Source organism: Amycolatopsis sp. NPDC114478, from assembly GCF_055633805.1.
The window spans coordinates 22,269-47,895 of sequence record NZ_JBVKDO010000038.1 but is presented as its reverse complement, the minus strand read 5'-3'; the positions used below and the strand labels follow the sequence as shown (position 1 = coordinate 47,895).

Below are 25,627 nucleotides of genomic sequence, written 5' to 3'. Positions count from 1 at the left end.
CGGACTCGATGACGTCGGCGAAGAACTCCGCCGGGCTCAGAACGGCAGGCCGAGGGTGGGCAGGCCGATGGCCGAGTCCACCGCCAAGGCCACGAACACGATCATCAGGTACGTGTTCGACCGGTGGAACAGCGCCATCGGCTTCGTCTCTTCACCGCGCCGCACCGCTGCCTGGAGGCTGTGCGCGTAGAAGAGGAACCAGCCGCCCGCGAGGATCGCGAACGTGCCGTACAGCCAGGACGTCACCGGGAGCAGCAGCAGCGTCCACGCCACCATCACCCACGAGTAGATGACGATCTGGCGGGCGACGTGCTGGGCGGTGGCGACCACCGGCAGCATCGGGACGCCCGCGCGCTCGTAGTCGTCGCGGTACTTCATGCCGAGCGCCCACGTGTGCGGCGGCGTCCAGAAGAAGATGACGCCGAACATCACGAACGCCGGCCACTGCACGGTGCCGGTGACGGCCGCCCAGCCGATGACCACCGGCATGCAGCCCGCCGCGCCGCCCCAGACCACGTTCTGCGACGTGCGCCGCTTCAGGCCGAGCGTGTAGACGAAGATGTAGAAGAGGATCGTGGCCACGGCCAGCACAGCCGACAGCAGGTTGACCGTGAAGTAGAGCACCACGGCCGAGGCGACGCCCAGCACCAAGCCGAAGATCAGCGCGCCGCGGCGGGGCACCGAGTCCTTCACCAGCGGGCGGCGCTTCGTGCGGTTCATCACCTTGTCGATGTCCGCGTCGATCACGCAGTTGAGCGCGTTCGCGCTGCCCGCGGCCATCGTCCCGCCGACCAGCGTGGCCAGGACCAGCCACGGCGAGGGGATCTGACGGCCGGCGAGGAACATCGCCGGGATGGTGGTGACCAGGAGGAGCTCGATCACCCGCGGCTTCGCCAGCGCGGCGTAGGCGCCGACGACCCGGCGGAGGCTTCGCCGGTCACCGTGCGGTCGATCACCGGTCGGGTGCACGGCGCTGGTGTCTTCACTGCGTCCGTGCGCAGCGTTCACCAACGACATTTCACTCCCTGCGTCAGGTTCGGGCGGGTCCGTGCCGGAAGCCGTGGTGGAACGCCGGTCTGAACCCTCGAACGATGTTAGACGTGGTGAATCCCGTGGGTGATCGCGGGTCCTCGACCGGCCCAAGCACTAGGCTGGCCGCGACGGGCCGCGATTGCCCCTGCGCATGGCCGCGAGCAGGAATATCGTCCCTTCGGGATCGATTGAGATAAGTAGCCGCGCGTACGGGTAACCGGAACGAGGAAGACCAGCCGCAACCATCATGACCGGGAGTTGGAGTTCAGTGTCCGAAACCGCCACTACCAGCGAGAACAACCCACTCCTCCGGCGTAACGTCCCCGCCGACTGGACCGAGACCGACACCCGCGCCGTGGACACCGTCCGGGTGCTCGCCGCCGACGCGGTCGAAAACTGTGGCAGCGGCCACCCCGGCACCGCGATGAGCCTGGCGCCGCTGGCCTACACGCTCTTCCAGCGCACGCTGCGTCACGACCCCGCGGACCAGCACTGGCCGGGCCGCGACCGGTTCGTGCTGTCGGCCGGCCACTCGAGCCTGACGCTCTACATCCAGCTGTTCCTCGCCGGCTACGGCCTCGAGCTCGAGGACCTCAAGCAGCTGCGCAAGTGGGGCTCCAAGACCCCGGGTCACCCGGAGTACCGCCACACCGACGGCGTCGAGACCACCACCGGCCCGCTGGGGCAGGGCCTGGCCAACGGCGTGGGCATGGCGATGGCGGCCCGCCGCGAGCGCGGCCTGCTCGACCCGGACGCGGCGCCCGGCGAGAGCATCTTCGACCACCACATCTTCGTGATCGCCTCCGACGGCGACATCGAAGAGGGCGTCACCTCCGAGGCCTCGTCCATCGCGGGCCGCCAGGAGCTGGGGAACCTGATCGTCTTCTACGACGACAACAAGATCTCGATCGAGGACGACACGAACATCGCGCTGTCCGAGGACACCGTGAAGCGCTACGAGGCCTACGGGTGGCACACCCAGGTCGTCGAGGGCGGCGAGGACGTCGTCGCGATCGAGGAGGCCATCAAGAACGCGAAGGCCGAGACGCAGCGGCCGTCCTTCATCGCGCTGCGGACCGTGATCGGCTACCCGGCCCCGAAGAAGATGGGCACCGGCAAGGCGCACGGCGCCGCGCTGGGCGCCGAAGAGGTCGCCGCGGTCAAGAAGATCCTCGGCTTCGACCCGGAGCAGTCGTTCCAGGTCGAGGACGACGTCCTCAAGCACACCCGCCAGGCGCTCGAGCGCGGCAAGGCCGCGCACGCCGAGTGGCAGGAGAAGTACGAGGCCTGGGCCAAGGCCAACCCCGAGCGCAAGAAGCTCGCGGACCGGATGGCCACCCGCACGCTGCCCGAGGGCTTCGCCGACAACCTGCCGAAGTGGGAGCCGGACGCCAAGGGCATCGCGACCCGCAAGGCCTCCGGTGAGGTGCTCAACGCCCTCGCCGAGCCGCTCCCGGAGCTGTGGGGCGGTTCGGCCGACCTGGCCGAGAGCAACAACACGACGATGAAGGGCGCCGACTCGTTCGGTCCCGAGAAGGCCGCCACCGAGATGTGGCAGACCAATCCGTACGGCCGGACGCTGCACTTCGGCGTCCGCGAGCACGCCATGGGCTCGATCCTCAACGGGATCGCGCTGCACGGCGGCACCCGCCCGTACGGCGCGACGTTCCTCATCTTCTCCGACTACATGCGCCCGCCGGTCCGGCTGGCCGCGCTGATGAAGGCGCCGGTCACCTACGTGTGGACGCACGACTCGATCGGCCTCGGCGAGGACGGGCCGACGCACCAGCCGATCGAGCAGCTTTCCGCGCTGCGCGCGATCCCGGGCCTCAACGTCGTCCGCCCGGCGGACGCCAACGAGACCGCGTACGCGTGGAAGGCCGTGCTGGAGGACATCCACCACCCGTCCGGCCTGGCGCTGACCCGCCAGAACGTGCCGGTGCTCGAGGGCACCAGCGCCGAGGGCGTCGCGAAGGGCGGCTACGTCCTGGTGGACTCGGACGGCACCCCGGACGTGATCCTGATGGCCACCGGCTCCGAGGTCCAGCTCGCCGTCGAGGCGAAGAAGACCCTCGAGGCCGACGGCGTGAAGGCGCGCGTCGTCTCGATGCCGTGCGTCGAGTGGTTCGACGCGCAGGACGCGGCCTACCGCGAATCCGTCATCCCGGCCGGTGTGAAGGCCCGCGTGTCCGTCGAGGCGGGCATCGCCCAGTCGTGGCACCGCTTCACCGGTGACGCCGGGGTGAACGTTTCGATCGAGCACTTCGGCGCCTCCGCCGATGCCGCCACACTGTTCCGTGAGTTCGGTTTCACCGCGGAAGCAGTCGTCGAGGCCGCGCGCCGCTCGATCCAGAACACCAAGAATTCCTGAAGGGGATGACAGTGCCGCCTCATCCCCACCACCCACCCTCAATCGAGGAGCGCACCTTATGAGCACCGACAAGCTCGCGCAGCTGTCCGAGGCCGGCGTATCGATCTGGCTGGACGACCTTTCGCGTGAACGCCTGAACACCGGCAACCTCGCCGCCCTGATCCGCGACAAGCACGTGGTGGGGGTGACGACCAACCCGACGATCTTCGCCAACGCGATGTCGAAGGGCGAGGCGTACGACGAGCAGACGAAGGAGCTCGCCGCCCGCGGCGCCGACGTCGAGGCGACCATCCGGGAGCTGACGACGACCGACGTGCGCAACGCCGCGGACCTGTTCCGCGACGTCTACACCGCCACGAACGGCGTCGACGGCCGCGTGTCGATCGAGGTCGACCCGCGCCTGGCCAAGGACTCCGACAAGACGGTCGTCGAGGCGCAGGACCTGTGGAAGACCGTGGACCGGCCGAACGTGCTGATCAAGATCCCGGCCACCGAAGAGGGCCTGCCGGCCATCACCAAGACCCTGGCCGAGGGCATCAGCGTCAACGTCACGCTGATCTTCTCCGTCGAGCGGTACAAGGCGGTCATCGACGCCTTCTTCGCCGGCCTCGAGCAGGCGAAGGCCAACGGCCACGACCTGCGCGGGATCCACTCGGTCGCGTCGTTCTTCGTGTCCCGGGTGGACACCGAGATCGACAAGCGCCTGGACGCGATCGGCACCGACGAGGCCAAGGCCCTGCGCGGCAAGGCCGCCGTCGCCAACGCGCGGCTCGCCTACGCGGCCTTCCAGGAGCGCCTCTCGACGGACCGCTGGAAGGCCCTCGCGGCCGACGGCGCGAACGCGCAGCGTCCGCTGTGGGCGTCGACCGGCGTGAAGAACCCGGACTACTCCCCGACGCTCTACGTCGACCAGCTCGTGGTGAAGGACACCGTCAACACGATGCCGGAGAAGACCCTGGACGCGGTCGCCGAGCACGCCCAGATCACCGGTGACCAGGTCACCGGCCGGGCCGCCGAGGCGCAGGAGGTCTTCGACAAGCTCGAGGCCGTCGGCATCGACATCACCGACGTGTTCCTGGTGCTGGAGAACGAGGGCGTCGAGAAGTTCGAGAAGTCGTGGACCGAGCTTCTGGAGACCGTGCAAGGGCAGCTCGAGCAGGCGAAGGGCTGAAGCACGACATGACGACAGGTGAGAAGACCGGCGTCGAGATCGTGGACGCCGCACTGGCGGAGCGCGCCGCGCCGCTGGCCGAGCAGCTGGTCAACGACCAGGTCGCGTCGAAGCTGGCGGCGCAGGACGCGACGCTCTGGGGGCCGGAGGCCGAAGCCGAGGCGTCGATCCGGCTGTCGTGGACGACGCTGCACAAGTCGTCGCGGCCGCTGATCGGCGAGATCGAGGCGCTGCGGACCGAACTGCGGTCCGAGGGCGTCGACCGCGTCGTGCTGGCCGGCATGGGCGGTTCGTCGCTGGCGCCGGAGGTGATCACCGCGACCGACGGCGTCGCGCTGACCGTCCTCGACACCACCGACCCGGGCCAGGTCGCCGACGCGCTGGCCGGCGACCTCGAGCGCACGGTGATCGTGGTGTCGTCGAAGTCGGGCGGCACCGTCGAGACCGACAGCCACCGGCGGATCTTCGCGAAAGCGTTCACCGACGCGGGCATCGACGCGGCGCGGCGGATCGTGGTCGTCACCGACCCGGGCTCGCCGTTCCAGGCACTGTCCGAAAAGGAGGGTTACCGCAAGACCTTCCTCGCCGACCCGCACGTCGGCGGCCGCTATTCGGCGCTGACGGCGTTCGGGCTCGTCCCGGCCGGTCTCGCCGGCGCGGACGTCGCCCGGCTGCTCGACCAGGCCGCCTCGGTGGCCGACGAGCTGGCCGCGGACTCGGCGGACAACCCGGCGGTCAAGCTGGCCGCCGCCTGGGCCGCCGCGCACGAGACGGGCGCCGAGAAGGTCGTACTGGCCGACACCGGTTCGGGCATCAAGGGTTTCCCGGACTGGGCGGAGCAGCTGATCGCCGAGTCCACCGGCAAGCAGGGCACCGGCCTGCTGCCGGTCGCGGTCGAGGGCCCGGAGGCGCCCGGCTTCGCCGACGCCAAGTCCGACGCCACGCCCACCGCGGTCGGCAGCCCGCAGGGCGCGGCGAAGCTCTCGGTCACCGGCTCGCTGGGCGCGCAGTTCCTGCTCTGGGAGTTCGCCACGGCGTTGGTCGGGCGGCTGCTCGGGATCAACCCGTTCGACCAGCCCGACGTGGAAGCGGCCAAGAAGGCGGCCCGCGCGCTGCTGGACGACCCGGAGAAGCTGAAGGGCGGCGAAAAGCCGTCCAATGTGGATGGACCGGTCGAGATCTTCGGCTCCGAAGGCGTTGTCACCGAAGGAAAGCTCGCCGACGTGCTCCGCGCGTTCTTCGCTTCGGCGCCGGAAGCGGGCTACATCGCGGTCCAGGCCTACCTCGACCGCCTGGACGACGCCTCGGCGTCCCTGCTGCGCGGTGAGATCGCCAAGCGCACCGGGCTGCAGACGACGTTCGGCTGGGGACCGCGGTTCCTGCACTCCACCGGCCAGTACCACAAGGGCGGGCACCAGAACGGCGTCTTCCTGCAGCTGACCGGCGCGGTCGAGCGGGATCTCGACGTGCCGGACCGGCCCTACACCCTCGGCCAGCTGCAGCACGCGCAGGCACTCGGTGACGGCCAGGTGCTCGCCGAGCACGGCCGCCCGGTGCTGCGCCTGCACCTGACCGACCGTGCCGCGGGCCTCGCGGCCGTCGTCCGCGCGGTACAGGAGGTCGGCGCATGACGTGGAAGAACCCGCTGCGCGATCCGCGGGACAAGCGGCTCCCGCGCATCGCCGGGCCGTCCAGCCTGGTGATCTTCGGGGTCACCGGCGACCTGGCCCGCAAGAAGCTGATGCCCGCCATCTACGACCTGGCCAACCGCGGGCTGCTGCCTGCCGGCTTCTCGCTCGTCGGGTTCGCCCGCCGCGACTGGGAGCACCAGGACTTCGGCGAGCTCGTGCACGACTCGGTCAAGGAGCACGCGCGGACGCCGTTCAAGGAGTCGGTGTGGAACCGGCTCGCCGAAGGCATCCGGTTCGTGCAGGGCACCTTCGACGACGACGACGCTTTCGACCGGCTCGCGCAGACGATCAAGGACCTCGACGAGGAACGCGGCACCGGCGGCAACACCGCGTTCTACCTGTCGATCCCGCCCGGTGCGTTCCCGGTGGTGACCAAGCAGCTGGCCCGGTCCGGGCTGGCGCACGCCGACGAGAACACCTGGCGGCGCGTGGTCATCGAGAAGCCGTTCGGCCACGACCTCAAGAGCGCCGAAGAGCTGAACGCGATCGTCAACGACGTCTTCCCCGAGGAGTCGGTGTTCCGCATCGACCACTACCTCGGCAAGGAGACGGTGCAGAACATCCTGGCGCTGCGCTTCGCCAACCAGCTGTTCGAGCCGATCTGGAACGCCAACTTCGTCGACCACGTGCAGATCACCATGGCCGAGGACATCGGCCTCGGCGGCCGCGCGGGGTACTACGACGGCATCGGCGCGGCCCGCGACGTCATCCAGAACCACCTGCTGCAGCTGCTCGCCTTCACCGCGATGGAGGAGCCGCTGTCGTTCGAACCGCGGGCCTTGCGCGCGGAGAAGATCAAGGTGCTCTCGGGCACCAAACCGGTCGAGCCGTTCGACAAGACCACCGCGCGCGGCCAGTACACCGGCGGCTGGCAGGGCGGCATGAAGGTGCCCGGCCTGCTGCAGGAAGAGGGCTTCGCGAAGGACTCGAAGACCGAGACCTACGCCGCGGTGACCCTCGAGGTGCAGAGCCGCCGCTGGGCCGGGGTGCCGTTCTACCTGCGCACCGGCAAGCGGCTCGGCCGCCGCGTCACCGAGATCGCCATCGTGTTCAAGCGGGCGCCGCACCTGCCGTTCGACTCGACGTCCACCGAGGAGCTGGGGCAGAACGCCCTGGTCATCCGGGTCCAGCCGGACGAGGGCATCACGCTGCGGTTCGGCTCGAAGGTACCGGGGACCACGATGGAGGTCCGCGACGTCACGATGGACTTCGGGTACGGGCACGCGTTCACCGAGTCCTCCCCCGAGGCCTACGAACGCCTGATCCTCGACGTCCTGCTGGGCGAGCCGTCGCTGTTCCCGGTGAACGAAGAGGTCGAGCTCTCCTGGAAGATCCTCGACCCGATCCTGGAGAACTGGGCCAAGGAAGGGTCGCCGGAGCAGTACCCGCCGGGCACCTGGGGCCCGCCGTCCGCCGACGAAATGCTGGAGCGCACCGGCCGGAAATGGAGGCGCCCGTGATCATCGACCTGCCGTCCACCACGACTTCGGCACTCAACAAGAAGCTGGTGGAGATCCGCGAACAGGGCGGGCAGGTCGCGCTGGGGCGCGTCCTGACGCTGGTGATCGTGGCCGACGACGACGCCAAGCTGGAAGAGGCCATAGAGGCGGCCAACGGCGCGAGCCGCGAGCACCCGTCGCGGGTGATCGTGGTGGCCAAGGGCGCCCGCACGGCCGCCCCGCGCATCGACGGCCAGATCCGGGTCGGCGGCGACGCCGGCGCGAGCGAGGTCATCGTGCTGCGCCTGTACGGCCAGCTGGTCGGGCAGGGCCAGAGCGCGGTGGTGCCGCTGCTGCTGCCGGACGCGCCGATCGTGTGCTGGTGGCCCGGCGCCGGTCCGAAGGACCCGGACAAGGACCCGCTCGGCGAGCTGGCCCAGCGCCGGATCACCGACTCGGCGGCGGAGAAGAACCCGGTCAAGTCGCTGACCACGCGGGCGAAGGCGTACACCGAGGGCGACACCGACCTGGCCTGGACGCGCCTGACGCACTGGCGCGCCCAGCTCGTCTCGGCGCTGGACCTGCCGCCCTTCGAGAAGGTCACCGCGGCGACGGTGACCGGCGAGGCCGACTCGCCGTCGACCGAGCTGCTGGCGGCCTGGCTGGCCGAGTACCTGAAGGTGCCGGTCAAGCGGGTCAAGAGCTCGGGCGCGGCGGGCATCATCTCGGTGACGCTCGACCGCCGCTCGGGCCCGGTGGAGCTGCACCGCCCGGACGGCCGCGTGGGCACGCTGACCCAGCCGGGCCAGCCGACCCGCCGGATCGCGTTGCAGCGGCGCAGCACGCAGGACTGCCTGATCGAGGAGCTCCGCCGGCTCGACCCGGACGAGGTCTACGAAGCGGCTCTGCACGGCCTGGGCAAGATCACGTCGGGCACGAACGGCAAGACGGGCGCGCCGCCCAAGGCGGACGTCACTTCGCCGGCCGCGGCGGCCGGTTCGGCTGCTTCCGGTTCCAAGAAATGAGCAAAACGGAAGTAGTCGTCTACGCGAACCAGGACCTCCTGGCCGCCGCCGCGGCGGCCAGGCTGGTCACGCGGCTGGTGGACGTCCAGGCGGCCAAGGGCTCGGCGTCGCTGGTGCTGACGGGCGGCGGCACGGGCATCGCGGTGCTGTCGGAGCTGAGGGAGTCCTCGGCCCGCGACGCGATCGACTGGTCCCGCTTGGACATCTACTGGGGCGACGAGCGGTTCGTCCCGGCGGATTCGGACGAGCGGAACGAGAAGCAAGCCCGCGAGGCCCTGCTCGACCACGTCCCGCTGGACCCGAAGCGAGTCCACGCGATAGCGGCGTCCGACGGCGAGTTCGGGGACGATCCCGATGCGGCGGCGGAGGCTTACGCTTCGGTGCTGGCTTCCCAGGCCGGCCCGGAGGACCACGGCGACGTGCCGTCGTTCGACATCATGATGCTGGGTCTCGGCGGTGAAGGGCACACGGCGTCGGTGTTCCCGGAGTCGCCGGCGGTGTACGAGACCGAGCGGTCGGTGGTGGCGGTGCGCAATTGCCCGAAGCCGCCGCCGACGCGGATTACGTTGACGCTGCCGGCTATCCGGCGTGCCCAGGACGTGTGGTTGATGACGGCCGGGGCGGCGAAAGCGGACGCGGTGGCGTTGGCGCTGTCGGGAGCCGGTGAGGTCCAGCTGCCGGTGGCCGGGGCTCGCGGGCACCGCCGGACGTTGTGGCTGCTGGATCGGGCCGCGGCCGGGAAGCTTACGAAGGTGTACCAGCCGCCTACGGCTTGAGTTCGTTCTCGAAGGCCCCCTCGGTTCGCCGAGGGGGCCTTCTCTATTCGTCTTGCTTCACGCGCCAGCCGCGCTCCAGGCGGCCGAAGATCTCCTCCGCGGCCCGGCGCGGGTTCTTCGCCGCCAGGATCAGTTCTCGCGAGGCCAGCGCGAACCGGGCCAGCGCCGCGCACGACACGTCGTCCTCCGCGGCCTCCACCTCCTCCGCGATCGCCCTCGCCAGCGCCGTCTCGTGGCGCATCCACATCCGGCGGGCGTAGTCGCGCAGGACCGGCGTGCTCTCGATCAGCCGGATGAACTCCGGGCTCGGGCCGCCGTCCGCGCTGTCCTGCAGCATGTGCTCGCGCAGCGCGTCCACGATCGAATGGCCCTGCGGCCGGCCGCGGACCGCCAGGACCAGCGCCGCCTCGATGTCGTCGTCCTGGTCGAACAGCAGCGCTTCCTTGCTGGGGAAGTACTTGAACAACGTCGTCACCGAGACGTCGGCGGCGTCGGCCACCTCCTTCACCCCGACCTCGTCGTAGCCGCGCTCCAGGAACAGCTCCAGCGCCGCGTCGGCCAGCGCCTGCCGGGTCTGCGCCTTCTTGCGCTCGCGGCGTCCGATCACTTCGGTCATGCGCCCAGCCTACGTGATGGTTGACTCACTTCAAAAGTTGAGTCGTTGCACTTTTTGAGTCACTGTGCTTTTCTAGGGACAGGCCGCCGGACCCGCCGGCGACACCCACTTCCAGGGGGAAGCCATGAACTCCATCGCGATCGTCGGCGCCGGCCTCGGCGGGCTCGCCTGTGCGCGTGTCCTGCAGCTCCACGACATCGACGTCACCGTCTTCGAACAGGAAGCCTCGGCCGACGCCCGCCCCCAGGGCGGCACGCTCGACCTCCACGGCGACACCGGCCAGGTCGCCATGCACACCGCGCGGCTGCACGAACAGTTCCGCGCACTGGCCCGCCCCGAAGGCCAGCAGATGCGAGCGGTCGACCCGCGCACCGGCGAAACCGTCTTCGACGAGAGCCCCGCCGAGGGCGACGACTTCCGCCCGGAGATCGACCGCGGCCAGCTCCGCGGCCTCCTCCTCGACTCCCTCTCCCCCGGCACGGTCCGCTGGGGCCGTCCGATCGCCGACGTCACCAAGACCGGCGCAGGCGCGCGCCTGACGTTCGCCGACGGCGCGGACCAGGACTTCGACCTGGTCGTCGGCGCGGACGGCGCGTGGTCCCGCGTGCGCCGCGCCCTCACCGGCGTCCGGCCCGAGTACAGCGGCGTCACGTTCGTCGAGTTCGGCCTCGACGATGCCGACCACCGCCACCCTGCCCTGGCCGCGCTCACCGGCCAGGGGACGCTGATGACGAAGGTCGGCGGCAACGCGCTCGTCGCGCAGCGGACCAGCACCGGCCACATCCGCTGCTACGCGACGTTCTACGCGCCCGAAGACTGGGCCACCGGGCTCGACTTCGCCGACACGGCGGCGGTGCGTACGCACCTGCTCGAGCGCTACGCCGACTGGCACCCGAGCGTGCTCGCGTTCCTGCACGAGCTCGACGGCGGGTTCACGCACCGGCCGTTGCAGGTCCTCCCGGTGCCGCACGCCTGGACCCACACCCCGGGGCTCACGCTGCTCGGCGACGCCGCGCACCTGATGCCGCCGCTGGGCGTCGGCGCGAACCTGGCCCTGCTGGACGGCACCGAGCTCGCCACCGCGCTGGCGACGGCGCCGAGCGTCGACGAAGCTGTCCGGACCTACGAGACCGGGATGCTGCCGAGGTCGATCGAGACGGCGAAGGCGTGCGCCACAGGCCTGCACGACCTGCTCGGCGACGACCTCCGGTCCATGGCGGCCTGATGACCCCTTGCCGGACGACCACACGTGGGTAACATGATTCCCACGATGTGGTCGTCTCGGTGCACAGTACGGAGCAGTACTCCCACTCTTGGTAGCACCCTTCCGCCGTCATACCCCGGACGGAGTAGTCGACTACGGAATTCGGACGCCGTAACTCCGACAACGGGTGAAACTTACCGTCTTCGTACGCCACCTCGTTAGCATCCGCACATTTGTCCGTTGCTGCGCGTCCCGATCGGGCCCTGAGCACCTCTCACCAACAAGTCCACAAGACGAATGGGGTCGCCAGCGATGAGTACAGAGGGACTCTCGATTCCAGGCATCTCGATCGCCGGCTCGGGGCCATCGGCCGCCGAGCGGGTGCGCAAGCGCGGGTTGAGCCTGTTCGGCTCGGTGCCGCGCCCCGCTGTGGTCACGTTCGCCATCGAGGCGGCCGCGGTCATCCTGGCCGTGCTCGACGTGTGGCTGGTGATCCCCGAGAAGGCCCAGCCCTATTCGATCTGGCTCTCCGGCGCCGCGTGCCTCGCGGTGGTGTTCCGCCGGAAGTTCCCGTTCCTCGCCGTGCTCGTCGCGGTCCCCGGCTTCCTCGCCGGCTGGGCGCAGCTGGCGTCGATGATCACGCTCGGGATGCTCGCCACCCGCCGTCAGCTGCACTGGCAGACGTGGGTCGGCGCGGCGCTGGTGTGGTGCTGCCGGTTCGTCCAGTGGCCGCTGGAGGACTTCGCCCAGCTCAGCTGGCGCGAGCACATCCTCGACGGCATCTACGGCGTCCTCGTCGCCGGCATGCCGATCGCGATCGGCCTGCTCATCGGCGCGCGGGCCGAGGTTTCGAACAAGCTCGCCGAGCTGGCCACCAGCCGCGACCGCGAGCGCCGCTTCCACGCCGACGCCGTCCGCGCCGAGGAGCGCGCCCGGCTGGCGCGCGAGATGCACGACGTCGTCTCGCACCAGATCACGCTGATCGCGATGCAGGCCGGCGCGTTGCAGGCCCAGTCGACCGACGACCGGGCGCAGGAGACCGCGCAGGTCATCCGGACGCTGTCGAAGCGGACGCTGGAGGAGCTGCGGTCGTTGCTGAGCGTGCTGCGCGCGGGCGCCGACGACGACGGCCCGCGCCCCGGGATCAACGACCTCGACCGGCTGATCCGGACCTCGGAGGTCCCGGTGCACCTGTCGGTGGAGCACCTGCCGGAGGCGCTGCCGAACCAGGTCTCGGCGGCGGCGTACCGGACGGTCCAGGAGTGCCTGACGAACGTCCACAAGCACGCCCCGGGCGCGACGGCGACGATCCGCATCCAGGGTGAGCACGGAGCGCTCAAGATCGAGGTCCGCAACGAGCGCGCCCGCCGAACGGCGGAGGCCCTGCCCTCGGGCGGCCACGGGTTGACGGGCTTGGCCGAGCGGGCGCGGTTGCTGGGCGGGAGTTTCGAGACGTCCGGCACGGAGGACGGCGGGTTCCGCGTCCGGGCCCGCTACCCGCTGGATCGCTGAGGGCGGCCGCCGGCCCCCGGTATCCAGTTTATCGGCGGGGTACGACGATTTCGGATTCGATGGAGCCGCGAACGGCGGATTCCGGACTGAATGGGCCGGGATTCGCCGTTCGCGGCTTTTTCCGTGCGGAACTATCGGGGGTCGCCGGTAGCGTGGAAATCGGGGGCTGCTCAGGCGCGGAAAGCGTCCTCCATGGCCGAAAGGCCTTGCCGCGCGGATTCGGCAGTCCCGGCGCCCGGCACCAGGAGTGAGTTCGGCCCGGTAGTAGGCGGCGCGGTGGGCGATCGCTCCCGCATCGCGTGGCGGGTCGCGGGATGCGAATACGCTTTGTCCACGATCACCGTCTCCGGCCGCCGCCTTGCCGCGGCGGCAGCAGCGGCTCGATCGCCGCCCACGCCTCGTCCGTCAACTCGCCGCGACGAACCATGTCCGCTTGGGTTGGAAAACGGGGCTGCTCACGTCCGGAACGCGCGAAAAACCACCCCGAGGTGGCCCCGGGGTGGCTCTCGGCCGCCGAAGTTAGATGATCTCCCGGCGCTGGCGCAGGCGCTCGAGGGCTTCGGCCAGGATGGCCTCGCCGTCGGCGTCGCTGCGCCGCTCCTTCACGTACGCCAGGTGTGTCTTGTACGGCTCGGTCCGTGGTGCGGCCGGCGGGTTCTTCTCGTCCTGCCCGCCGGGGAGGCCGCAGCGGGGGCAGTCCCACTCGTCCGGGATCTCCGCGTCGAGCGCGAACGACGGCCGGGCTTCGTGGCCGTTGGCGCACCAGTAGCCGACCCGGCGCCGCGGCGCCGATTCTCCTCGTTCCGATTCGCCCGTAGGACCGGCACCCACCCGGGTGCCCCGAATCGCGTTACCGCCAACCATGAATCCTCACACCTAGGAATCGGCGGCGCGCCCCCCAATAGGCACGCCGAATCGCTGCGCTCCCCCGTCGTGACCCGGTCGCGATCGACGGTGGAACGCCGGACGCCTCACACCTTGAGCAGCAGACCCAGGCCCACGATGCTGATCAGCCAGACCGCGCCCAGCAGCAGGGTGATCCGGTCGAGGTTCTTCTCGGCCACGCTCGACCCGGCCAGGCTCGACTGCATCCCGCCGCCGAACAGCGACGACAGGCCACCGCCCCGGCCCCGGTGCAGCAGCACCGCGACCACCAGGAAGACGCTGGTGACGATCAACAGGATTTGCAGGAACAGCTTCATGTCATCCTCTGGGCTCTAGGAGAATGCAGGGGTACGGCATGGTCGTTTCCGACCACCACCGTACCCCTGGACTCGTCCACTGCTGTGTGACGGACCGGATACACAGGCTACCCGGTCGTGGCCTCGATCAGGGCAGCGGCCCGCCCGCGGCGAGTGCGCAGAGTTTCGTGAACTCCTCGCCGTCGAGGCTCGCTCCGCCGACCAGGGCACCGTCGATGTTCTCGCAGCCCACCAGCTCGCTGATGTTGCCCGACTTCACCGACCCCCCGTAGAGCACCCGGACGGACGAAGCGACCTCGTCGCCGTACTTCTCCTGGAGGGTCGCCCGGATGGCTTTGCAGACCTCTTCGGCGTCGGCCGAGGAGGCGACCTTGCCGGTGCCGATCGCCCAGACCGGCTCGTACGCGACCACCACGTCCTTGACCTGCTCGGCCTTGAGGCCCTTCAGGCCCTCGATCAGCTGCGTCGTGGTGTGGTGGATGTGCTCGCCGGCCTCGCGGACCTCGAGCTTCTCCCCGATGCAGAGGATCGGCGTGATGCCGTGCTTGAGCGCGGCCTTGACCTTCTTGTTGACCAGCTCGTCGGTCTCGGCGTGGTACTCGCGCCGCTCCGAGTGCCCGACGGCGACGAACTTGCAGCCCAGCTTCGCGAGCATCACGCCCGAGATGTCACCGGTGTAGGCGCCGGAGTCGTGCGGCGAGAGGTCCTGGGCGCCGTAGGTCAGCGACAGCTTGTCGCCGTCGACCAGGGTCTGCACGCTGCGGATGTCGGTGAACGGCGGCAGCACCGCCACGTCGACCTTCGCGTAGTACTTCTCCGGCAGCGCGAAGGCGATCTTCTGGACGAGCGCGATCGCCTCGAGGTGGTTCAGGTTCATCTTCCAGTTGCCGGCGATGAACGGCTTGCGTGCCACTAGTTCTTCTCCTCCAGGGCCACGACGCCCGGCAGTTCCTTGCCTTCGAGGTACTCCAGCGAGGCACCGCCGCCGGTGGAGATGTGCGAGAAGCCGTCCTCGGGCAGCCCGAGCTGACGGACGGCCGCCGCCGAGTCGCCGCCGCCGACCACGGTGAACGCGTCGCTCTTCACGAGCGCCTCCGCGACGGCCCGGGTGCCGCCGGAGAAGGCCTCGAACTCGAACACGCCCATCGGGCCGTTCCAGAACACGGTCTTGGCGTCGGCCAGCTTGCCGGCGAACAGCTCCCGGCTCTTCGGGCCGATGTCGAGGCCCTGGCGGTCGGCCGGGATGGCGGTGGCGTCAACGACCTCGTGCTCGGCGTCGGCCGAGAACTCCGTCGCGGCGAGCACGTCGACCGGCAGGACCAGTTCGACGCCGCGCTTCTCGGCTTCGGCGAGGAAGCCCTTGACCTGGTCGAGCTGGTCGGCCTGCAGCAGCGACTGGCCGACCTCGTAACCCTGGGCCTTGAGGAAGGTGTACGCCATGCCGCCGCCGATGAGCAGCCGGTCGACCTTGGTCAGCAGGTTCGCGATGACGCCGAGCTTGTCGGACACCTTCGCGCCGCCGAGGACGACCACGTAGGGCCGCTGGACGTCGTCGGTGAGCTTCTTCAGCACGTCCAGCTCGGCCAGCACCAGGCCGCCCGCGTACGCCGGGAGGACCGACGCGACCTCGTAGACCGAGGCCTGCTTGCGGTGGACGACGCCGAAGCCGTCGGAGACGAACGCGCCGCCCGGGACGAGCGCGCCCAGCTCGGCGGCCAGCTCGGAGCGGTCCACGGCGTCCTTGCTGGTCTCGCGCGCGTCGAAGCGCACGTTCTCCAGCAGGACGACACCGCCGTCGGCGAGGCCGCCGGTCAGCGCCTTCGCGGACTCGCCGACCAGGTCACCGGCCAGCGCGACCTCGGCGCCGAGCAGCTCCGAGAGCCGCTTCGCGACGGGCGCGAGGGTGTACTTCGGGTCCGGCTCGCCCTTCGGGCGGCCGAGGTGCGCGGTGACGACGACCTTGGCGCCCGCGTCGGCGAGCTTCTTGATCGTCGGCAGCGCGGCGCGGACCCGGCCGTCGTCGGTGATGCGCTCCCCGTCGAGCGGGACGTTCAGGTCGGACCGCACGAGTACGTACCGGCCCTGAACGCCGTCGCCCAGCAGGTCGTCGAGGTTCTTGACGCTCATCTGTTCAGGACAGCTTCGAACCGACGAGCTTGACCAGGTCGGCGAGGCGGTTGGAGTAGCCCCACTCGTTGTCGTACCAGCCGACGACCTTGACCTGGTTGCCGATGACCTTGGTCAGCGGCGCGTCGTAGATGCAGGACGCCGGGTCGGTGACGATGTCCGACGAGACGATCGGGTCCTCGTTGTAGCGCAGGTAGCCCGACAGCGCGCCCTCGGCGGCGGCCTTGTAGGCGGCGTTGACCTCTTCGAGGGTCGCGGCCTTGGTCAGGGTGACCGTGAGGTCGGTGGCCGAGCCGGTCGGCACCGGGACGCGCAGCGCGTAGCCGTCCAGCTTGCCCTGCAGCTCCGGCAGGACGAGGCCGATGGCCTTCGCGGCGCCGGTCGAGGTCGGCACGATGTTCAGCGCGGCGGCGCGGGCGCGGCGCATGTCCTTGTGCGGCGCGTCCTGCAGGTTCTGGTCCTGCGTGTACGCGTGGATCGTGGTCATCAGGCCCTGCTCGATGCCGAAGGCGTCCTGCAGGACCTTGGCCAGCGGGCCGAGGCAGTTGGTGGTGCAGGAGGCGTTCGAGATGATGTTCTGCGAGCCGTCGTACTTGTCGTCGTTGACGCCGAGCACGATGGTGAGGTCCTCGCCCTTGGCGGGCGCGGAGATGATGACCTTCTTGGCACCGCCGGCGATGTGCGCCTTGGCGGCGTCGGCGTTGGTGAAGAAGCCGGTCGACTCGACCACGACGTCCACGCCCAGGTCGCCCCAGGGCAGGTTGGCCGGGTCGCGCTCGGCGAGGGCCTTGATGGTCTTGCCGTCGACGACGATGCCCTCGTCGCTGACGCTGACCTCACCCGGGAACCGGCCCAGGATGGAGTCGTACTTCAGCAGGTGGGCCATGGTCGCGACGTCGCCGAGGTCGTTGAACGCGACGACCTCGATGTCGTGGCCGCTGGCCTGCACGGCGCGGAAGAAGTTGCGGCCGATGCGGCCGAAGCCGTTGACACCTACGCGAACGGTCACTGCTGCCACTCCTCTGGGGATCGGCCGGGTGACCCGGCCGTGACTTGCGGGCTCGCGGCAACCCTAGCGTGCGGGCGCGCGCGTCCCTGACTGCCCTGACGAGACTTCCACCACTTGGCGAACGGGTCAAGAATCGATTAAGAAGCCGGGGGTGTGTGGGTGGGGTTTCGGGGGTGGGTCGGTCGGGGGTTTCGGTTTTGTTCGCGGGACCGGTTCCGGCTGGCTGAGGTGGGTGCGGGTGGGCGGGTCTTGGTGGGTCTGGTTGGGTGCTGTAACGATTCAGTCGCTGGGTGGGATTGGGTGGTGAAAGGCTGGTTGGGAGAAGGGCTCGGGGCGGCTTTCGGGGGCGGCGTGAGGTCTATGACTCGACCGATCCAGCGATAGGAGAGGGCGGCCGCGGGCACAGTTTCGGGGCGGGCTTGGCTCGGCGCGAGTCACCTCGGCAGGCACTCGCGGCCCATGGGCCGCAACGCAGCTCGGCTGAGCTGGGCTCGGCTGACGCGGCTCGGCTCAGCCGGACCCGGCTCGGCTTAGCTTGGTGGGGCTTGGCTGGGCCCGGCTCGACCTCAGCCCAGCCCGGTCCGGCTTGGCCCGACCTCAGCGCGGCTCGGCCCGGTCCGGCTCGGCTGGGCTCTACCCGGCTCATCCCGGCCGAGCTGGGCTCGGGCCGGCTCAACCCCGGCCCGGCCCGGTTGCGCCCGACCTCAGCGCGACTCGGCTCGACTCAGCCCGACCTCAGCCCGACCTCGGCTCGGCCCGGCTCGGCCCGAGCTCGGCTTGGCTCGGCCCGACCTCAGCGCGGCTCGGCTCGGCTCAGCGGGACCCGGCTCGGCCGGCCAGGCTTAGCTTGGTTGGGCTCGGCTGTGCCCGGCTCGACCTCAGCCCAGCCTGGTCCGGCTTGGCCCGACCTCAGCGCGGCTCGGCCCGGCCCGTCATCCCACCTGACCGGCAGCCCCTCCCCTACGCCGTCAACTCGCGTTCGAGCGGGGTCCGGAACCGCGGCACCGCCCTGACCTCCCCATACCAACTCGCACACCGATCCGCCTCCGCCTCCACCCTCTCCGCGACCTCCGACCCCACGTCCTCCAACAGCCGGTACGCGATCTCCCCCGATGCTCGCTGTGCCCAGCCTCCGATGATCCGGCCGGATGCCCACACCGTCGGGCCGATGTTGCCGCTGCGGTCGAACAGCGCCGGCCTGTGCGGACCCAAGAACCACTCTCGCTCCTGCCAGCCCATCGGGGTCGGGTCCAACGCCGGCAAGAACGCCACCCACGGCGACGGCTCGGGCACCGGCGAAAGGTCGTCCGCCAAGGCCACGCCGGGTACTCCCTCCAGGTCCACCTCCACCGGAGACACCGCAGCCAATGCCTTCTTCGTCTGCGTCGCCGTCCAGCCCGTCCACCAGCGCAGGTCCGCCACCGGCGCCGGGCCGTACGCGCGCAGCCAGCGGCGGGCCAGCTCCGCCCGGGCCTCCTCCGGGTCCCACGACCGCAGCCCCGGCACCCAGGCGTCCAGCGGGTGCCACACGTACTGGCTGCTGAGCCAGCTGCCGCGGGGGCGGCCGCGGGCGATGCGGCCACCGGCCGCCAAGAGGAACAGCACCCGGCTCGTCACGTTGCCGATCGCTTCGTACGGCTTCCCGGCCGCCATCAGCAGCTGCTGGCGCAACCTCGGCTCGTCCTCGCTCAGCTGCTGCGCCGTCGCCGAACCGCGGGCGCGCAACGCCGCCTCCACCGACTCCTCGACCTCCGCCAGCCACTTCCCCGGCTCCGGCACGTTCTCGGGATACCCCTGCTGCCCGAGGTGCTGTTCGAGGAGCTTCCGCTGCTTGACGGCGATGTCCGCCGAACACGCGGCCTGCACGAGCGCCGCCGTGTCGAGGCTCGTCACGAACACCGTGCGGCGCATGCCGAGCAGCCGCAGCAACGTCCGGTCGGTGTACAACGCCTGCTCCACCAGGGAAACGCCTGGAGACGCGAGCCGCGCGGACGCCGACAGGTGGACCGTGGCCGGGTCGGTGGCGTGCAGGGCCACCACCCCGGCCACGGCGTCGGTGACCGTGGCCGCCGGCGCGGCCAGGTGGTGGCGGACCGCGAGGCGGGCCCGGCGCTGCGAGGTGCTGATCGTCGGAGGCACCCGCAATACCTACCACCGCCCACCGACAAAAACCGCTGGTCGCCCGGTCCGGCCCGGGGATAGCCTCACGAAATGGTCTCCGGCGCGCACTTCGCGGCCTTCGCCGCGCTGACGTTCCTCATGGTCGTCGTTCCCGGGCCGAGCGTGCTGTTCACCATCAGCCGCGCGCTCACGGTCGGGCGCCGCGACGCCCTGCTCACCGTCGTGGGCAACTCCGCGGGTGTCTACACGCAGGTCGTCGCGGTCGCGTTCGGCCTCGGCGCGCTCGTGACGACGTCGGCCGCGGTCTTCACCGCCATCAAGATCGCCGGCGCGATCTACCTCGTCTACCTGGGCATCCAGGCGTTCCGCCACCGCCGGAAGCTGACCGAGGCCATGGCCGCCCGGGTGCGCGCGACGCCCGGCCGGGTCGTCACCGTGCTGCGCGACGGGTTCGTCGTCGGCTTCGCGAACCCGAAGTCGATCGTGTTCCTCGCCGCGCTGCTGCCCCAGTTCGTCGACCCGGCCGTCGGATCGGTGCCCGCGCAGATGCTGCTGCTCGGCCTGTGCCTGCCGGCGATCGCGCTGGCCACCGACAGCGCGTGGGCGCTGGTCGCGGGCACGGCCCGCGCGTGGTTCGCCCGCTCGCCGAAGCGCCTGGAGATGGTCGGCGGCACCGGCGGGCTCGTGATGATCGGCCTCGGCACGACGCTGGCGTTCACCGGCCGGGGTGACTGAGCACCAGGTCCAGCAACCCCGGGAACGCGGCGTCGAATTCGGGACGCCGCAAGCGGTTCAGCCGCCGCGGGCCTTCGTCGCGCTGCTCGATCAACCCCGCCGCGCGCAGGACCCCGAAGTGGTGGCTGAGCGTCGCCTTCGCCACCGGCAGGTCGAACGTGCCGCACGCCTTCGACCACTCCGGCACCTCGGCGAGCGAGCGCAGGATGCTGCGACGCACGGGGTCGGCGACCGCGGCGAGGGCGTCCTGCAAGGACACCTCCGCCGGGACGCCGTGGGTGAGGCCACGGGCCCGCGCCGAGGTCACCGCACGGCCTCCGCGAGTGCCGGCCACCATTCGCGGGGCAGGTCACCGGCCGGGACGACGACCTGGTCCGCCCCCGCCGCCCGGTACTCGCGCAGGCGGGCGACGACCGCGTCGAGGTCGCCGTGCACCGTGAGGCCGTCGACCAGCGTGTCCGAGAGGTCCGCGATGTCGGCGTCGGTGAAGCCCATGCGCCGGAAGTTGTTGGCGTAACCCGGCATCCCGGCGAGGAACCGCAGGGAACCGGAACGGGCGCGTTCGCGGGCCGCCGACACGTCGGACTCCGGGACGACGTTCAGCAGCACGATCAGCTGCTTCCCCGCACCGAGGATCTCACGCGCCGAAGCGACGTAGTCCGTCGTCACCAGGAACGGGTACGCGCCGGCCGCACGGTCCCGCGCCAGCTCCAGCATCTTCGGGCCGAGCGCCGAAAGGATCCGCGCGGACGCGGGGACGGTCTCGTCCAGCTCGTCGAGGTAGTCGTTCAGCGTGGCCAGCGGACGCGGGACGTGGGCGCCACCGAGGCCGACGACGAACCGCCCCGCCGGCAGGTCCGCGTACGCCCGGGCCACGTCGGCGGCCGGCACCCGGTCGACCGGCAGGATGCCGCTGGCCACGGGGATCTTCGCGGTCCCGTGGACCACGTCGGTGATGAGCGGCAGGTTGCTGCCCTGCCCGCCCGGCAGCCAGAGCGCGGCGTACCCCAGCTCCTCCAGCTCGGTGGCGGCCGCGACGGTCTCCGGCCCGGTCGTGCCCAACGTGGCGCCCAGCGCCCCCAGGTTCGTCATGCGCCCGGCAACCACGGAACTCCGGAAGATGTTCCCGTCACGCCGTTTGTTCGTCCTCAGCGGAATCCGCCGGCGCTTCGGCCGGCCGCGTGAACATCCGGGTCGCCGAAAGCCGCGCGACGCCGTCGGGGTCGCCGAGGTCGTCCAGGGAGCTGCGGATCGTCGAGTCCACCGACAGGTACTTGCGGCCCGCCCGCAGGTCGGCGTCGTTGCGCAGCCGCACGATCAGCGGGAACTCCGACAGCGCGCCCGCGTCGAACAGCCCCGTCGTGTAGATCAGCTGCACGCCCAGTGCTTCGGCGACCGCACGCTGCAGCTCCAGGAGGTACCCGGCGGACGCGCGGCCGATCGGGTTGTCCAGGAACAGCACGCCCGAGTGCCGGTTGCGGACCTTGCCGCGGTTGTTGGCCCGCAGCGCCGCCAGCGTGCAGTAGAGGATGATCGCCGCGGTCAGCTGCTGGCCGCCGGAGAAGACGTCGCGGATCTCCGAGACGCGCTGGCGTTCGGTCCGCAGCACCGAGTCCGGCTTGAGCATGTCGACGCGGAAGCCCTTGGGCGCCGCGGCCCGGACCCCGCGCAGCACCAGGGAAAGCCCGTCGCGCTTGACGTCCCGGCCGTCCGCGGTCTTGCCGACGGCGGCCTCGTCGACGACCTCGCCGAGCTTCTCGGTGAGCGCGTTGTCCTCCAGCTCGGTGAACCGGATGCGCAGGAACTCCTGCCCGGACCAGTCGCCGAGGCCGTCGGGCAGCCGCGAGACGCGCTGGGCCGAGCGCAACGTCCGGAGCGCGCCGTCGACCATGCCCTGCAGGCGGGTGATGATGCCGCCGCGGTGCCGGTCGATCTGCGCGAGGTCGTCGGTGAGCGACCGCAGCCGCGGCCGCAGCGCCTCCGCCCACTCGGCGGCGTGCGCCGGGAGCTGGTCGCGCTTGACCGAGATGACCTGCTGGCGCACCGGCGTGCTCAGCTTCTCGAACCGCTTCTCCGTCGCGTACTGCGCGAGCTGGTCCGCGGCCGCGCGCACCCGGCGGTCGCCCGCGTCGGCGGCTTCCTGCGCCTGGCCGAGCGTCGCGTTGAGGCGGCTGTGCTGGGCGCGGGCGGTCTCGACGTCGCCGTCGTAGGCGTCCGCGTCCGTGTCGGTGACCAGGTGGGCCATCGACTCCGCGAGCAGCGCGAACCCGGACGCCGAACTGCGGGCCGACTCCAGCGTCGCCTCCGCGGCCGCCCGGCGTTCCTGCAGCTCTTCCCACTTGCGCGCGGCGGCCGACGCCTCCAGGCCGGCCGCGTCGATCAGCTCCAGGCCGTGCTCGATGTCCCGCGGCTTCTCGCCGTTGACGCCGTTCTGCAGCGGCAGCGCGTCCAGCTCGGCGCGCCGCGTCGAGACGAGCCCGATGGCTTCGGTGCGCTCGTCTTCCAGGCCGTCGACGACGCGGCGGGCGCGCGCCAGCGCGGCCGCGCGGGCGGACGCGTCGGAGCCGTCCGGTGTCTCCAGCAGCTCGGCCGCGCGGGCCCGGACCGCCTCGTCCAGCGACTCCACGGCCGATCCCGCGGCCGCGTCGGCGGACTCGGCCTGTTCCAGCTCGGCCCGCAGGTCGCTGCCGACCTCGACCTTCGCGTACGACTCGGACGCCGACAGGTACGTCCGCCGCAGCGCGTCGACCGGTTCCGACGGCACCGGGCCTTCGGCGGCGTCGGCCGCGCCCGGCACCTCGGCGAGTTCGGCGCGCGCGGTGGTCGCGGTGCGGCGGTGGCCGTCGGCGGTGCGCTGCTCCTCCCCCGCCTGCTCGCGCAGCCGCGCGGCCTTGCCCGCCGCGTCGGCGGCCTGCAGGTCGGCGCGCTCGGCGACCTCGGTGGCGCGCTCGACGTCTTCGGTCCACTCGGTGATCCGCGCGCTGCGCGCACCCAGCTCGCCGAGCCGCCGCGCCTTCTCCTCGGCTTCGGTCGCGGCCGCGCGGAGCTCGGGGACGCGCTCGCGCAGCGACGCCGCTTTTTCGCTCAACCGCGCGAATTCCGCGTCGGCCTGCTCCAGTGCGGTGCGCGCGGTCTCGCGCGCGGTGCGGGCCGCCTGGGCCTGCTCGGCCAGGGTCGCGACGGCGCCGGGCGGGTAGTCCTCGCGCCAGGTCGTGAGCTTCCACGTCAACGCGCCGTCCGCGGACAGCTTGGCGGACAACGACTCCAGCCGCCGCTGCCGCTCGGTGTGCCGCCGCGCGACGGCTTCCCGCTCGGCGTCGGCGGCTTCTTCGTCGTACATCGCGGGGTTCGGCGGCACGAGGAACTCGACGCCGGGCGCGGTGGGCGCCTCGGCCAGGAGTGCTTCGGTGGTGCCCACGGCGATGGTCGCGCTCGGCAGCAACCGCCGCTTCGTGAGCACCTCGCGGGCGCGGTCCACGTGGGCGGCGTCGTTCAGCAGCACGCCGGACACCAGCTGCGGCAAGGTCTCCAGCACCTCGGCACGCCGCCCGGCGTCCAGTTTGGACAGATAACGCCAGCCGGACCACGCGGTGATCCCGGCTTCCTCCAGCGCGTCGAGGGCGGCCTGGACGTCCTCCGGCGGCGGCAGCAGCCCACCGGACCCGAGCGCCGCCAGCGCGCGCTCGTCGGCGGACTCCTCCATCCGCAGCGCGGTCTGCTCCTTCTCGACGGCCGCGCTCGCCTCGCGCAGCCGTTCCAGCAGCACCGGCAGGTCGCTTTCGAGAGCGACGTCGTCCGCGCCCAGCAACTCGATCAGCCGCCCCTCCGCGGCCAGCGCGTCGGTGCGGCGGTGGGCGCGGTCGAGGTCCTCGGTGGCGCGCTCGAAGCGGTCCTGGGTGGTGCCCGCGAGCTGGTGGGCCTCGTTCACGGCCCGTTGCGCCGCTTGGAGATCCGTCGCGACGCGGTCGAGTTCCTGCTCGCGCCGCGCGAGTTCGGCGGTGGCCGCTTCGGCGGCACTGCGGGCGGCGCGGGACGCCTCGGCGACGTCGGCCCCCGACGGCAGCAGCCCGGCCCGCACGGCGTTCTGGACTTCTTCGCGCAGCTCAGTGATCCGGGTGGTCAGCCCGCGCGCCTCGGCCCGGCGACCGGCGACGAGGTTGGCGGCCTCGTCGCGTTCGGTCTGCGCCTTCTCGGCTTCGGCCCGCAACGCGCCCGCGTGCGCCTCGGCCTTGTCGGCCTGGCGCTGGGCGTCCTGCGCCAGCGCGTGCAACCCGCGTGCGAGCGCCGAAGCGGCGTCGTTGCGCGCCTTCAGCGCCGGCCGCGCCTTCTCCTCGCGGCTGCCGACCAGCTCGCGCAGGTCCTTCGCCTTGCGGGCCGAGTTCAGCTGGTTGAGCACGGTCGCCGTCTCGCGCCACGCCTCGGCCTCGGTCTTCGCCGCGGCGAGTTCGGCGTCGACGCGCTTGCGGACCTCCTGGGCTTCGTCCAGGCGCAGCACCGCGACCAAGCGACGCAGCTCGGTGACGGCCGCGGCGAGCCGCCGGTGGTCGCCCTCGGCGAGCTTCTCCGCGGACTTGACCTCGGTGACGTGGTCCTCGAGCCCGGACAGCCGCGCGTTCTCGAGTTCGTTGCGCGCGACGACGCGGGCGGCGAGCGCGGCCATGTCGGCCTTCGCGGACTCCGCGATCTTCCGCGACTCCGCGGCGACGCCTTCTTCGGCGGCCAGCGGGCCCAGCAGGTCCAGGGCGCCGGCCACGAAGTCGCGTTCCGCCAGGAGATCCCCGCGTTGCGCCAGGTTGTGCGCATACGTCGCGACGACCTCGGCGAGGTCCTTCGGCTCCTCTTCGGAGATCACCGCGCGCAGCAGGAACTCGACGAACGCGTCGTCGGTGCCGAACGCGAACGCGTCCGCCGCCTCGCCCTCGCCGGCGTTCATCGCGCGCTGGTAGCGGAACAGCTCGGTGTCGAGGCCGAGCGTGTCGAGCCGGCCGGTCCACTCGTGGTGGCGACGGGTCCAGGACAGCTCCAGCTCCGGCTCGGCCAGCTGGGCCGCGGCGAGCTTGTCGTGGAAGCCGGACATGGTGAGCAGCCGGCCGTCCTGGGTCATCGGCAGCGAATCGAGCCCCAGCGCGGCGGTCGGGCGGAAGCAGTACCAGGAGTCGGCGAGGTTCTCGGAGTCGGCGGACACGACGTGCCCGCGCCATTCGGAGACCTTGCCGGTGATGATCCGGTGCCCGCTCTCGACGTGCAGCCACTCCAGCACGACGTGCGAGACGTCCTTGGCGGCGACGAACTTCTCGAGCACCTTGGTGCTGGTGGTGCCGACGACCTGGCGGCGCCCGGGCAGCATCACCGAGAAGATCAGCTTGATCAGCACGGACTTGCCGCCGCCGTTCTCCAGGAACAGCACGCTGGCCGGCGACGGGCGGCGCAGCTCGGCCGGCCCGGTCGCGTGGATGCCGGCGCTGAACAGCGCGTCCTGCTGGGGCGCGGTGATCTTCGCGCCGACGCCGCTGAAGTCGAGCACGACGTCCTGGTAGCGCGCACCCGCCGGGCCCACGGAATGCAGGCGGACCCGCGAAAGCTCGTACATCTACTC

Annotated in this window: 20 protein-coding genes; 9 read left to right on the top strand and 11 right to left on the bottom strand. The window is 71.2% G+C overall.

Features of this window, described 5'->3' with window-relative positions:
* Positions 1-36: 36 nt before the first annotated feature.
* Positions 37-1,017, bottom strand: coding sequence for a heme o synthase (locus ACZ7OH_RS49230; protein WP_400890076.1), 981 nt, complete (start codon positions 1,015-1,017; stop codon positions 37-39).
* 283 nt (positions 1,018-1,300) lie between these two features.
* Between ACZ7OH_RS49230 and tkt the strand changes: the two genes are divergently transcribed.
* The 6 genes from tkt to pgl are packed head-to-tail and all read left to right on the top strand — an operon-like array spanning position 1,301 to position 9,505.
* On the top strand, positions 1,301-3,403 hold the full coding sequence (gene tkt / locus ACZ7OH_RS49225; RefSeq protein ID WP_470287261.1) for a transketolase: 2,103 nt from the start codon (positions 1,301-1,303) through the stop codon (positions 3,401-3,403).
* A 58-nt stretch (positions 3,404-3,461) separates the two neighbouring features.
* A complete protein-coding gene (gene tal, locus ACZ7OH_RS49220) occupies positions 3,462-4,574 on the top strand; it encodes a transaldolase (RefSeq protein ID WP_470287260.1) in 1,113 nt (370 codons plus the stop codon).
* 8 nt (positions 4,575-4,582) lie between these two features.
* Positions 4,583-6,205 (top strand): glucose-6-phosphate isomerase, encoded by a 1,623-nt coding sequence (locus tag ACZ7OH_RS49215; RefSeq protein WP_470287259.1) that lies wholly within the window; start codon positions 4,583-4,585, stop codon positions 6,203-6,205.
* On the top strand, positions 6,202-7,725 hold the full coding sequence (zwf, locus tag ACZ7OH_RS49210; protein ID WP_470287258.1) for a glucose-6-phosphate dehydrogenase: 1,524 nt from the start codon (positions 6,202-6,204) through the stop codon (positions 7,723-7,725). Before ACZ7OH_RS49215 ends, zwf begins: the two co-directional genes overlap by 4 nt.
* Complete coding sequence (gene opcA, locus ACZ7OH_RS49205; protein WP_470287257.1) at positions 7,722-8,729, top strand: glucose-6-phosphate dehydrogenase assembly protein OpcA; 1,008 nt, start codon at positions 7,722-7,724, stop codon at positions 8,727-8,729. Before zwf ends, opcA begins: the two co-directional genes overlap by 4 nt.
* Entirely contained in the window at positions 8,726-9,505 is a 780-nt protein-coding gene (gene pgl / locus ACZ7OH_RS49200; protein ID WP_470287256.1) for a 6-phosphogluconolactonase, read from the top strand. Before opcA ends, pgl begins: the two co-directional genes overlap by 4 nt.
* A 43-nt stretch (positions 9,506-9,548) precedes the next feature.
* Here pgl and ACZ7OH_RS49195 read toward each other — a convergent pair whose 3' ends face one another.
* On the bottom strand, positions 9,549-10,121 hold the full coding sequence (locus ACZ7OH_RS49195) for a TetR/AcrR family transcriptional regulator (protein WP_470287255.1): 573 nt from the start codon (positions 10,119-10,121) through the stop codon (positions 9,549-9,551).
* Positions 10,122-10,245: 124 nt separating this feature from the next.
* Here ACZ7OH_RS49195 and ACZ7OH_RS49190 point away from each other — a divergent pair, with 124 nt between their 5' ends.
* The gene (locus ACZ7OH_RS49190; RefSeq protein WP_470287254.1) at positions 10,246-11,346 is read left to right on the top strand and encodes an FAD-dependent oxidoreductase; all 1,101 of its coding nucleotides are present in this window, start codon (positions 10,246-10,248) and stop codon (positions 11,344-11,346) included.
* Between the two features lie 291 nt (positions 11,347-11,637).
* Positions 11,638-12,837 carry a sensor histidine kinase gene (locus ACZ7OH_RS49185; protein WP_400890058.1) on the top strand — a complete coding sequence of 400 codons (1,200 nt, stop codon included), beginning with the start codon at positions 11,638-11,640 and terminating at the stop codon, positions 12,835-12,837.
* A 519-nt stretch (positions 12,838-13,356) separates the two neighbouring features.
* Here ACZ7OH_RS49185 and ACZ7OH_RS49180 read toward each other — a convergent pair.
* From ACZ7OH_RS49180 to ACZ7OH_RS49155, 6 genes are all read right to left on the bottom strand, one after another.
* On the bottom strand, positions 13,357-13,701 hold the full coding sequence (locus ACZ7OH_RS49180) for an RNA polymerase-binding protein RbpA (RefSeq protein ID WP_086671261.1): 345 nt from the start codon (positions 13,699-13,701) through the stop codon (positions 13,357-13,359).
* 107 nt (positions 13,702-13,808) lie between these two features.
* Complete coding sequence (gene secG / locus ACZ7OH_RS49175) at positions 13,809-14,039, bottom strand: preprotein translocase subunit SecG (protein ID WP_086845181.1); 231 nt, start codon at positions 14,037-14,039, stop codon at positions 13,809-13,811.
* A gap of 127 nt (positions 14,040-14,166) precedes the next feature.
* Positions 14,167-14,952 carry a triose-phosphate isomerase gene (gene tpiA, locus ACZ7OH_RS49170; RefSeq protein WP_470287253.1) on the bottom strand — a complete coding sequence of 262 codons (786 nt, stop codon included), beginning with the start codon at positions 14,950-14,952 and terminating at the stop codon, positions 14,167-14,169.
* Positions 14,952-16,166 (bottom strand): phosphoglycerate kinase, encoded by a 1,215-nt coding sequence (locus ACZ7OH_RS49165; RefSeq protein ID WP_470287252.1) that lies wholly within the window; start codon positions 16,164-16,166, stop codon positions 14,952-14,954. Before ACZ7OH_RS49165 ends, tpiA begins: the two co-directional genes overlap by 1 nt.
* 4 nt (positions 16,167-16,170) lie before the next feature.
* Complete coding sequence (gene gap, locus ACZ7OH_RS49160) at positions 16,171-17,175, bottom strand: type I glyceraldehyde-3-phosphate dehydrogenase (protein WP_103336099.1); 1,005 nt, start codon at positions 17,173-17,175, stop codon at positions 16,171-16,173.
* Between the two features lie 960 nt (positions 17,176-18,135).
* Positions 18,136-19,314 carry a winged helix DNA-binding domain-containing protein gene (locus ACZ7OH_RS49155; protein WP_470287251.1) on the bottom strand — a complete coding sequence of 393 codons (1,179 nt, stop codon included), beginning with the start codon at positions 19,312-19,314 and terminating at the stop codon, positions 18,136-18,138.
* A 72-nt stretch (positions 19,315-19,386) separates the two neighbouring features.
* Between ACZ7OH_RS49155 and ACZ7OH_RS49150 the strand changes: the two genes are divergently transcribed.
* Positions 19,387-20,031 carry a LysE family translocator gene (locus ACZ7OH_RS49150; protein WP_470287250.1) on the top strand — a complete coding sequence of 215 codons (645 nt, stop codon included), beginning with the start codon at positions 19,387-19,389 and terminating at the stop codon, positions 20,029-20,031.
* Here ACZ7OH_RS49150 and ACZ7OH_RS49145 read toward each other — a convergent pair.
* From ACZ7OH_RS49145 to ACZ7OH_RS49135, 3 genes are read right to left on the bottom strand one after another with little or no spacing between them, the layout of a single operon-like run.
* Complete coding sequence (locus ACZ7OH_RS49145; protein ID WP_470287249.1) at positions 20,012-20,368, bottom strand: ArsR/SmtB family transcription factor; 357 nt, start codon at positions 20,366-20,368, stop codon at positions 20,012-20,014. The two genes, ACZ7OH_RS49150 and ACZ7OH_RS49145, sit on opposite strands and share 20 nt — an antisense overlap.
* Positions 20,335-21,123 carry a TIGR03620 family F420-dependent LLM class oxidoreductase gene (locus ACZ7OH_RS49140; protein ID WP_470287248.1) on the bottom strand — a complete coding sequence of 263 codons (789 nt, stop codon included), beginning with the start codon at positions 21,121-21,123 and terminating at the stop codon, positions 20,335-20,337. The genes ACZ7OH_RS49145 and ACZ7OH_RS49140 overlap by 34 nt, the downstream gene beginning before the upstream one ends.
* A 37-nt stretch (positions 21,124-21,160) precedes the next feature.
* Entirely contained in the window at positions 21,161-25,621 is a 4,461-nt protein-coding gene (locus ACZ7OH_RS49135) for a coiled-coil domain-containing protein (RefSeq protein WP_470287247.1), read from the bottom strand.
* Positions 25,622-25,627 lie beyond the last annotated feature (6 nt).

Bases quoted from the DNA above. Each gene is read 5' to 3' on its own strand.
- ACZ7OH_RS49230 (WP_400890076.1), bottom strand. From the start codon at position 1,017: ATGTCGTTGGTGAACGCTGCGCACGGACGCAGTGAAGACACCAGCGCC.
- tal (WP_470287260.1), top strand. From the start codon at position 3,462: ATGAGCACCGACAAGCTCGCGCAGCTGTCCGAGGCCGGCGTATCGATC.
- ACZ7OH_RS49215 (WP_470287259.1), top strand. From the start codon at position 4,583: ATGACGACAGGTGAGAAGACCGGCGTCGAGATCGTGGACGCCGCACTG.
- zwf (WP_470287258.1), top strand. From the start codon at position 6,202: ATGACGTGGAAGAACCCGCTGCGCGATCCGCGGGACAAGCGGCTCCCG.
- pgl (WP_470287256.1), top strand. From the start codon at position 8,726: ATGAGCAAAACGGAAGTAGTCGTCTACGCGAACCAGGACCTCCTGGCC.
- ACZ7OH_RS49195 (WP_470287255.1), bottom strand. From the start codon at position 10,121: ATGACCGAAGTGATCGGACGCCGCGAGCGCAAGAAGGCGCAGACCCGG.
- ACZ7OH_RS49190 (WP_470287254.1), top strand. From the start codon at position 10,246: ATGAACTCCATCGCGATCGTCGGCGCCGGCCTCGGCGGGCTCGCCTGT.
- ACZ7OH_RS49185 (WP_400890058.1), top strand. From the start codon at position 11,638: ATGAGTACAGAGGGACTCTCGATTCCAGGCATCTCGATCGCCGGCTCG.
- ACZ7OH_RS49180 (WP_086671261.1), bottom strand. From the start codon at position 13,701: ATGGTTGGCGGTAACGCGATTCGGGGCACCCGGGTGGGTGCCGGTCCT.
- secG (WP_086845181.1), bottom strand. From the start codon at position 14,039: ATGAAGCTGTTCCTGCAAATCCTGTTGATCGTCACCAGCGTCTTCCTG.
- ACZ7OH_RS49165 (WP_470287252.1), bottom strand. From the start codon at position 16,166: ATGAGCGTCAAGAACCTCGACGACCTGCTGGGCGACGGCGTTCAGGGC.
- ACZ7OH_RS49150 (WP_470287250.1), top strand. From the start codon at position 19,387: ATGGTCTCCGGCGCGCACTTCGCGGCCTTCGCCGCGCTGACGTTCCTC.
- ACZ7OH_RS49145 (WP_470287249.1), bottom strand. From the start codon at position 20,368: ATGGTGGCCGGCACTCGCGGAGGCCGTGCGGTGACCTCGGCGCGGGCC.
- ACZ7OH_RS49140 (WP_470287248.1), bottom strand. From the start codon at position 21,123: ATGACGAACCTGGGGGCGCTGGGCGCCACGTTGGGCACGACCGGGCCG.
- ACZ7OH_RS49135 (WP_470287247.1), bottom strand. From the start codon at position 25,621: ATGTACGAGCTTTCGCGGGTCCGCCTGCATTCCGTGGGCCCGGCGGGT.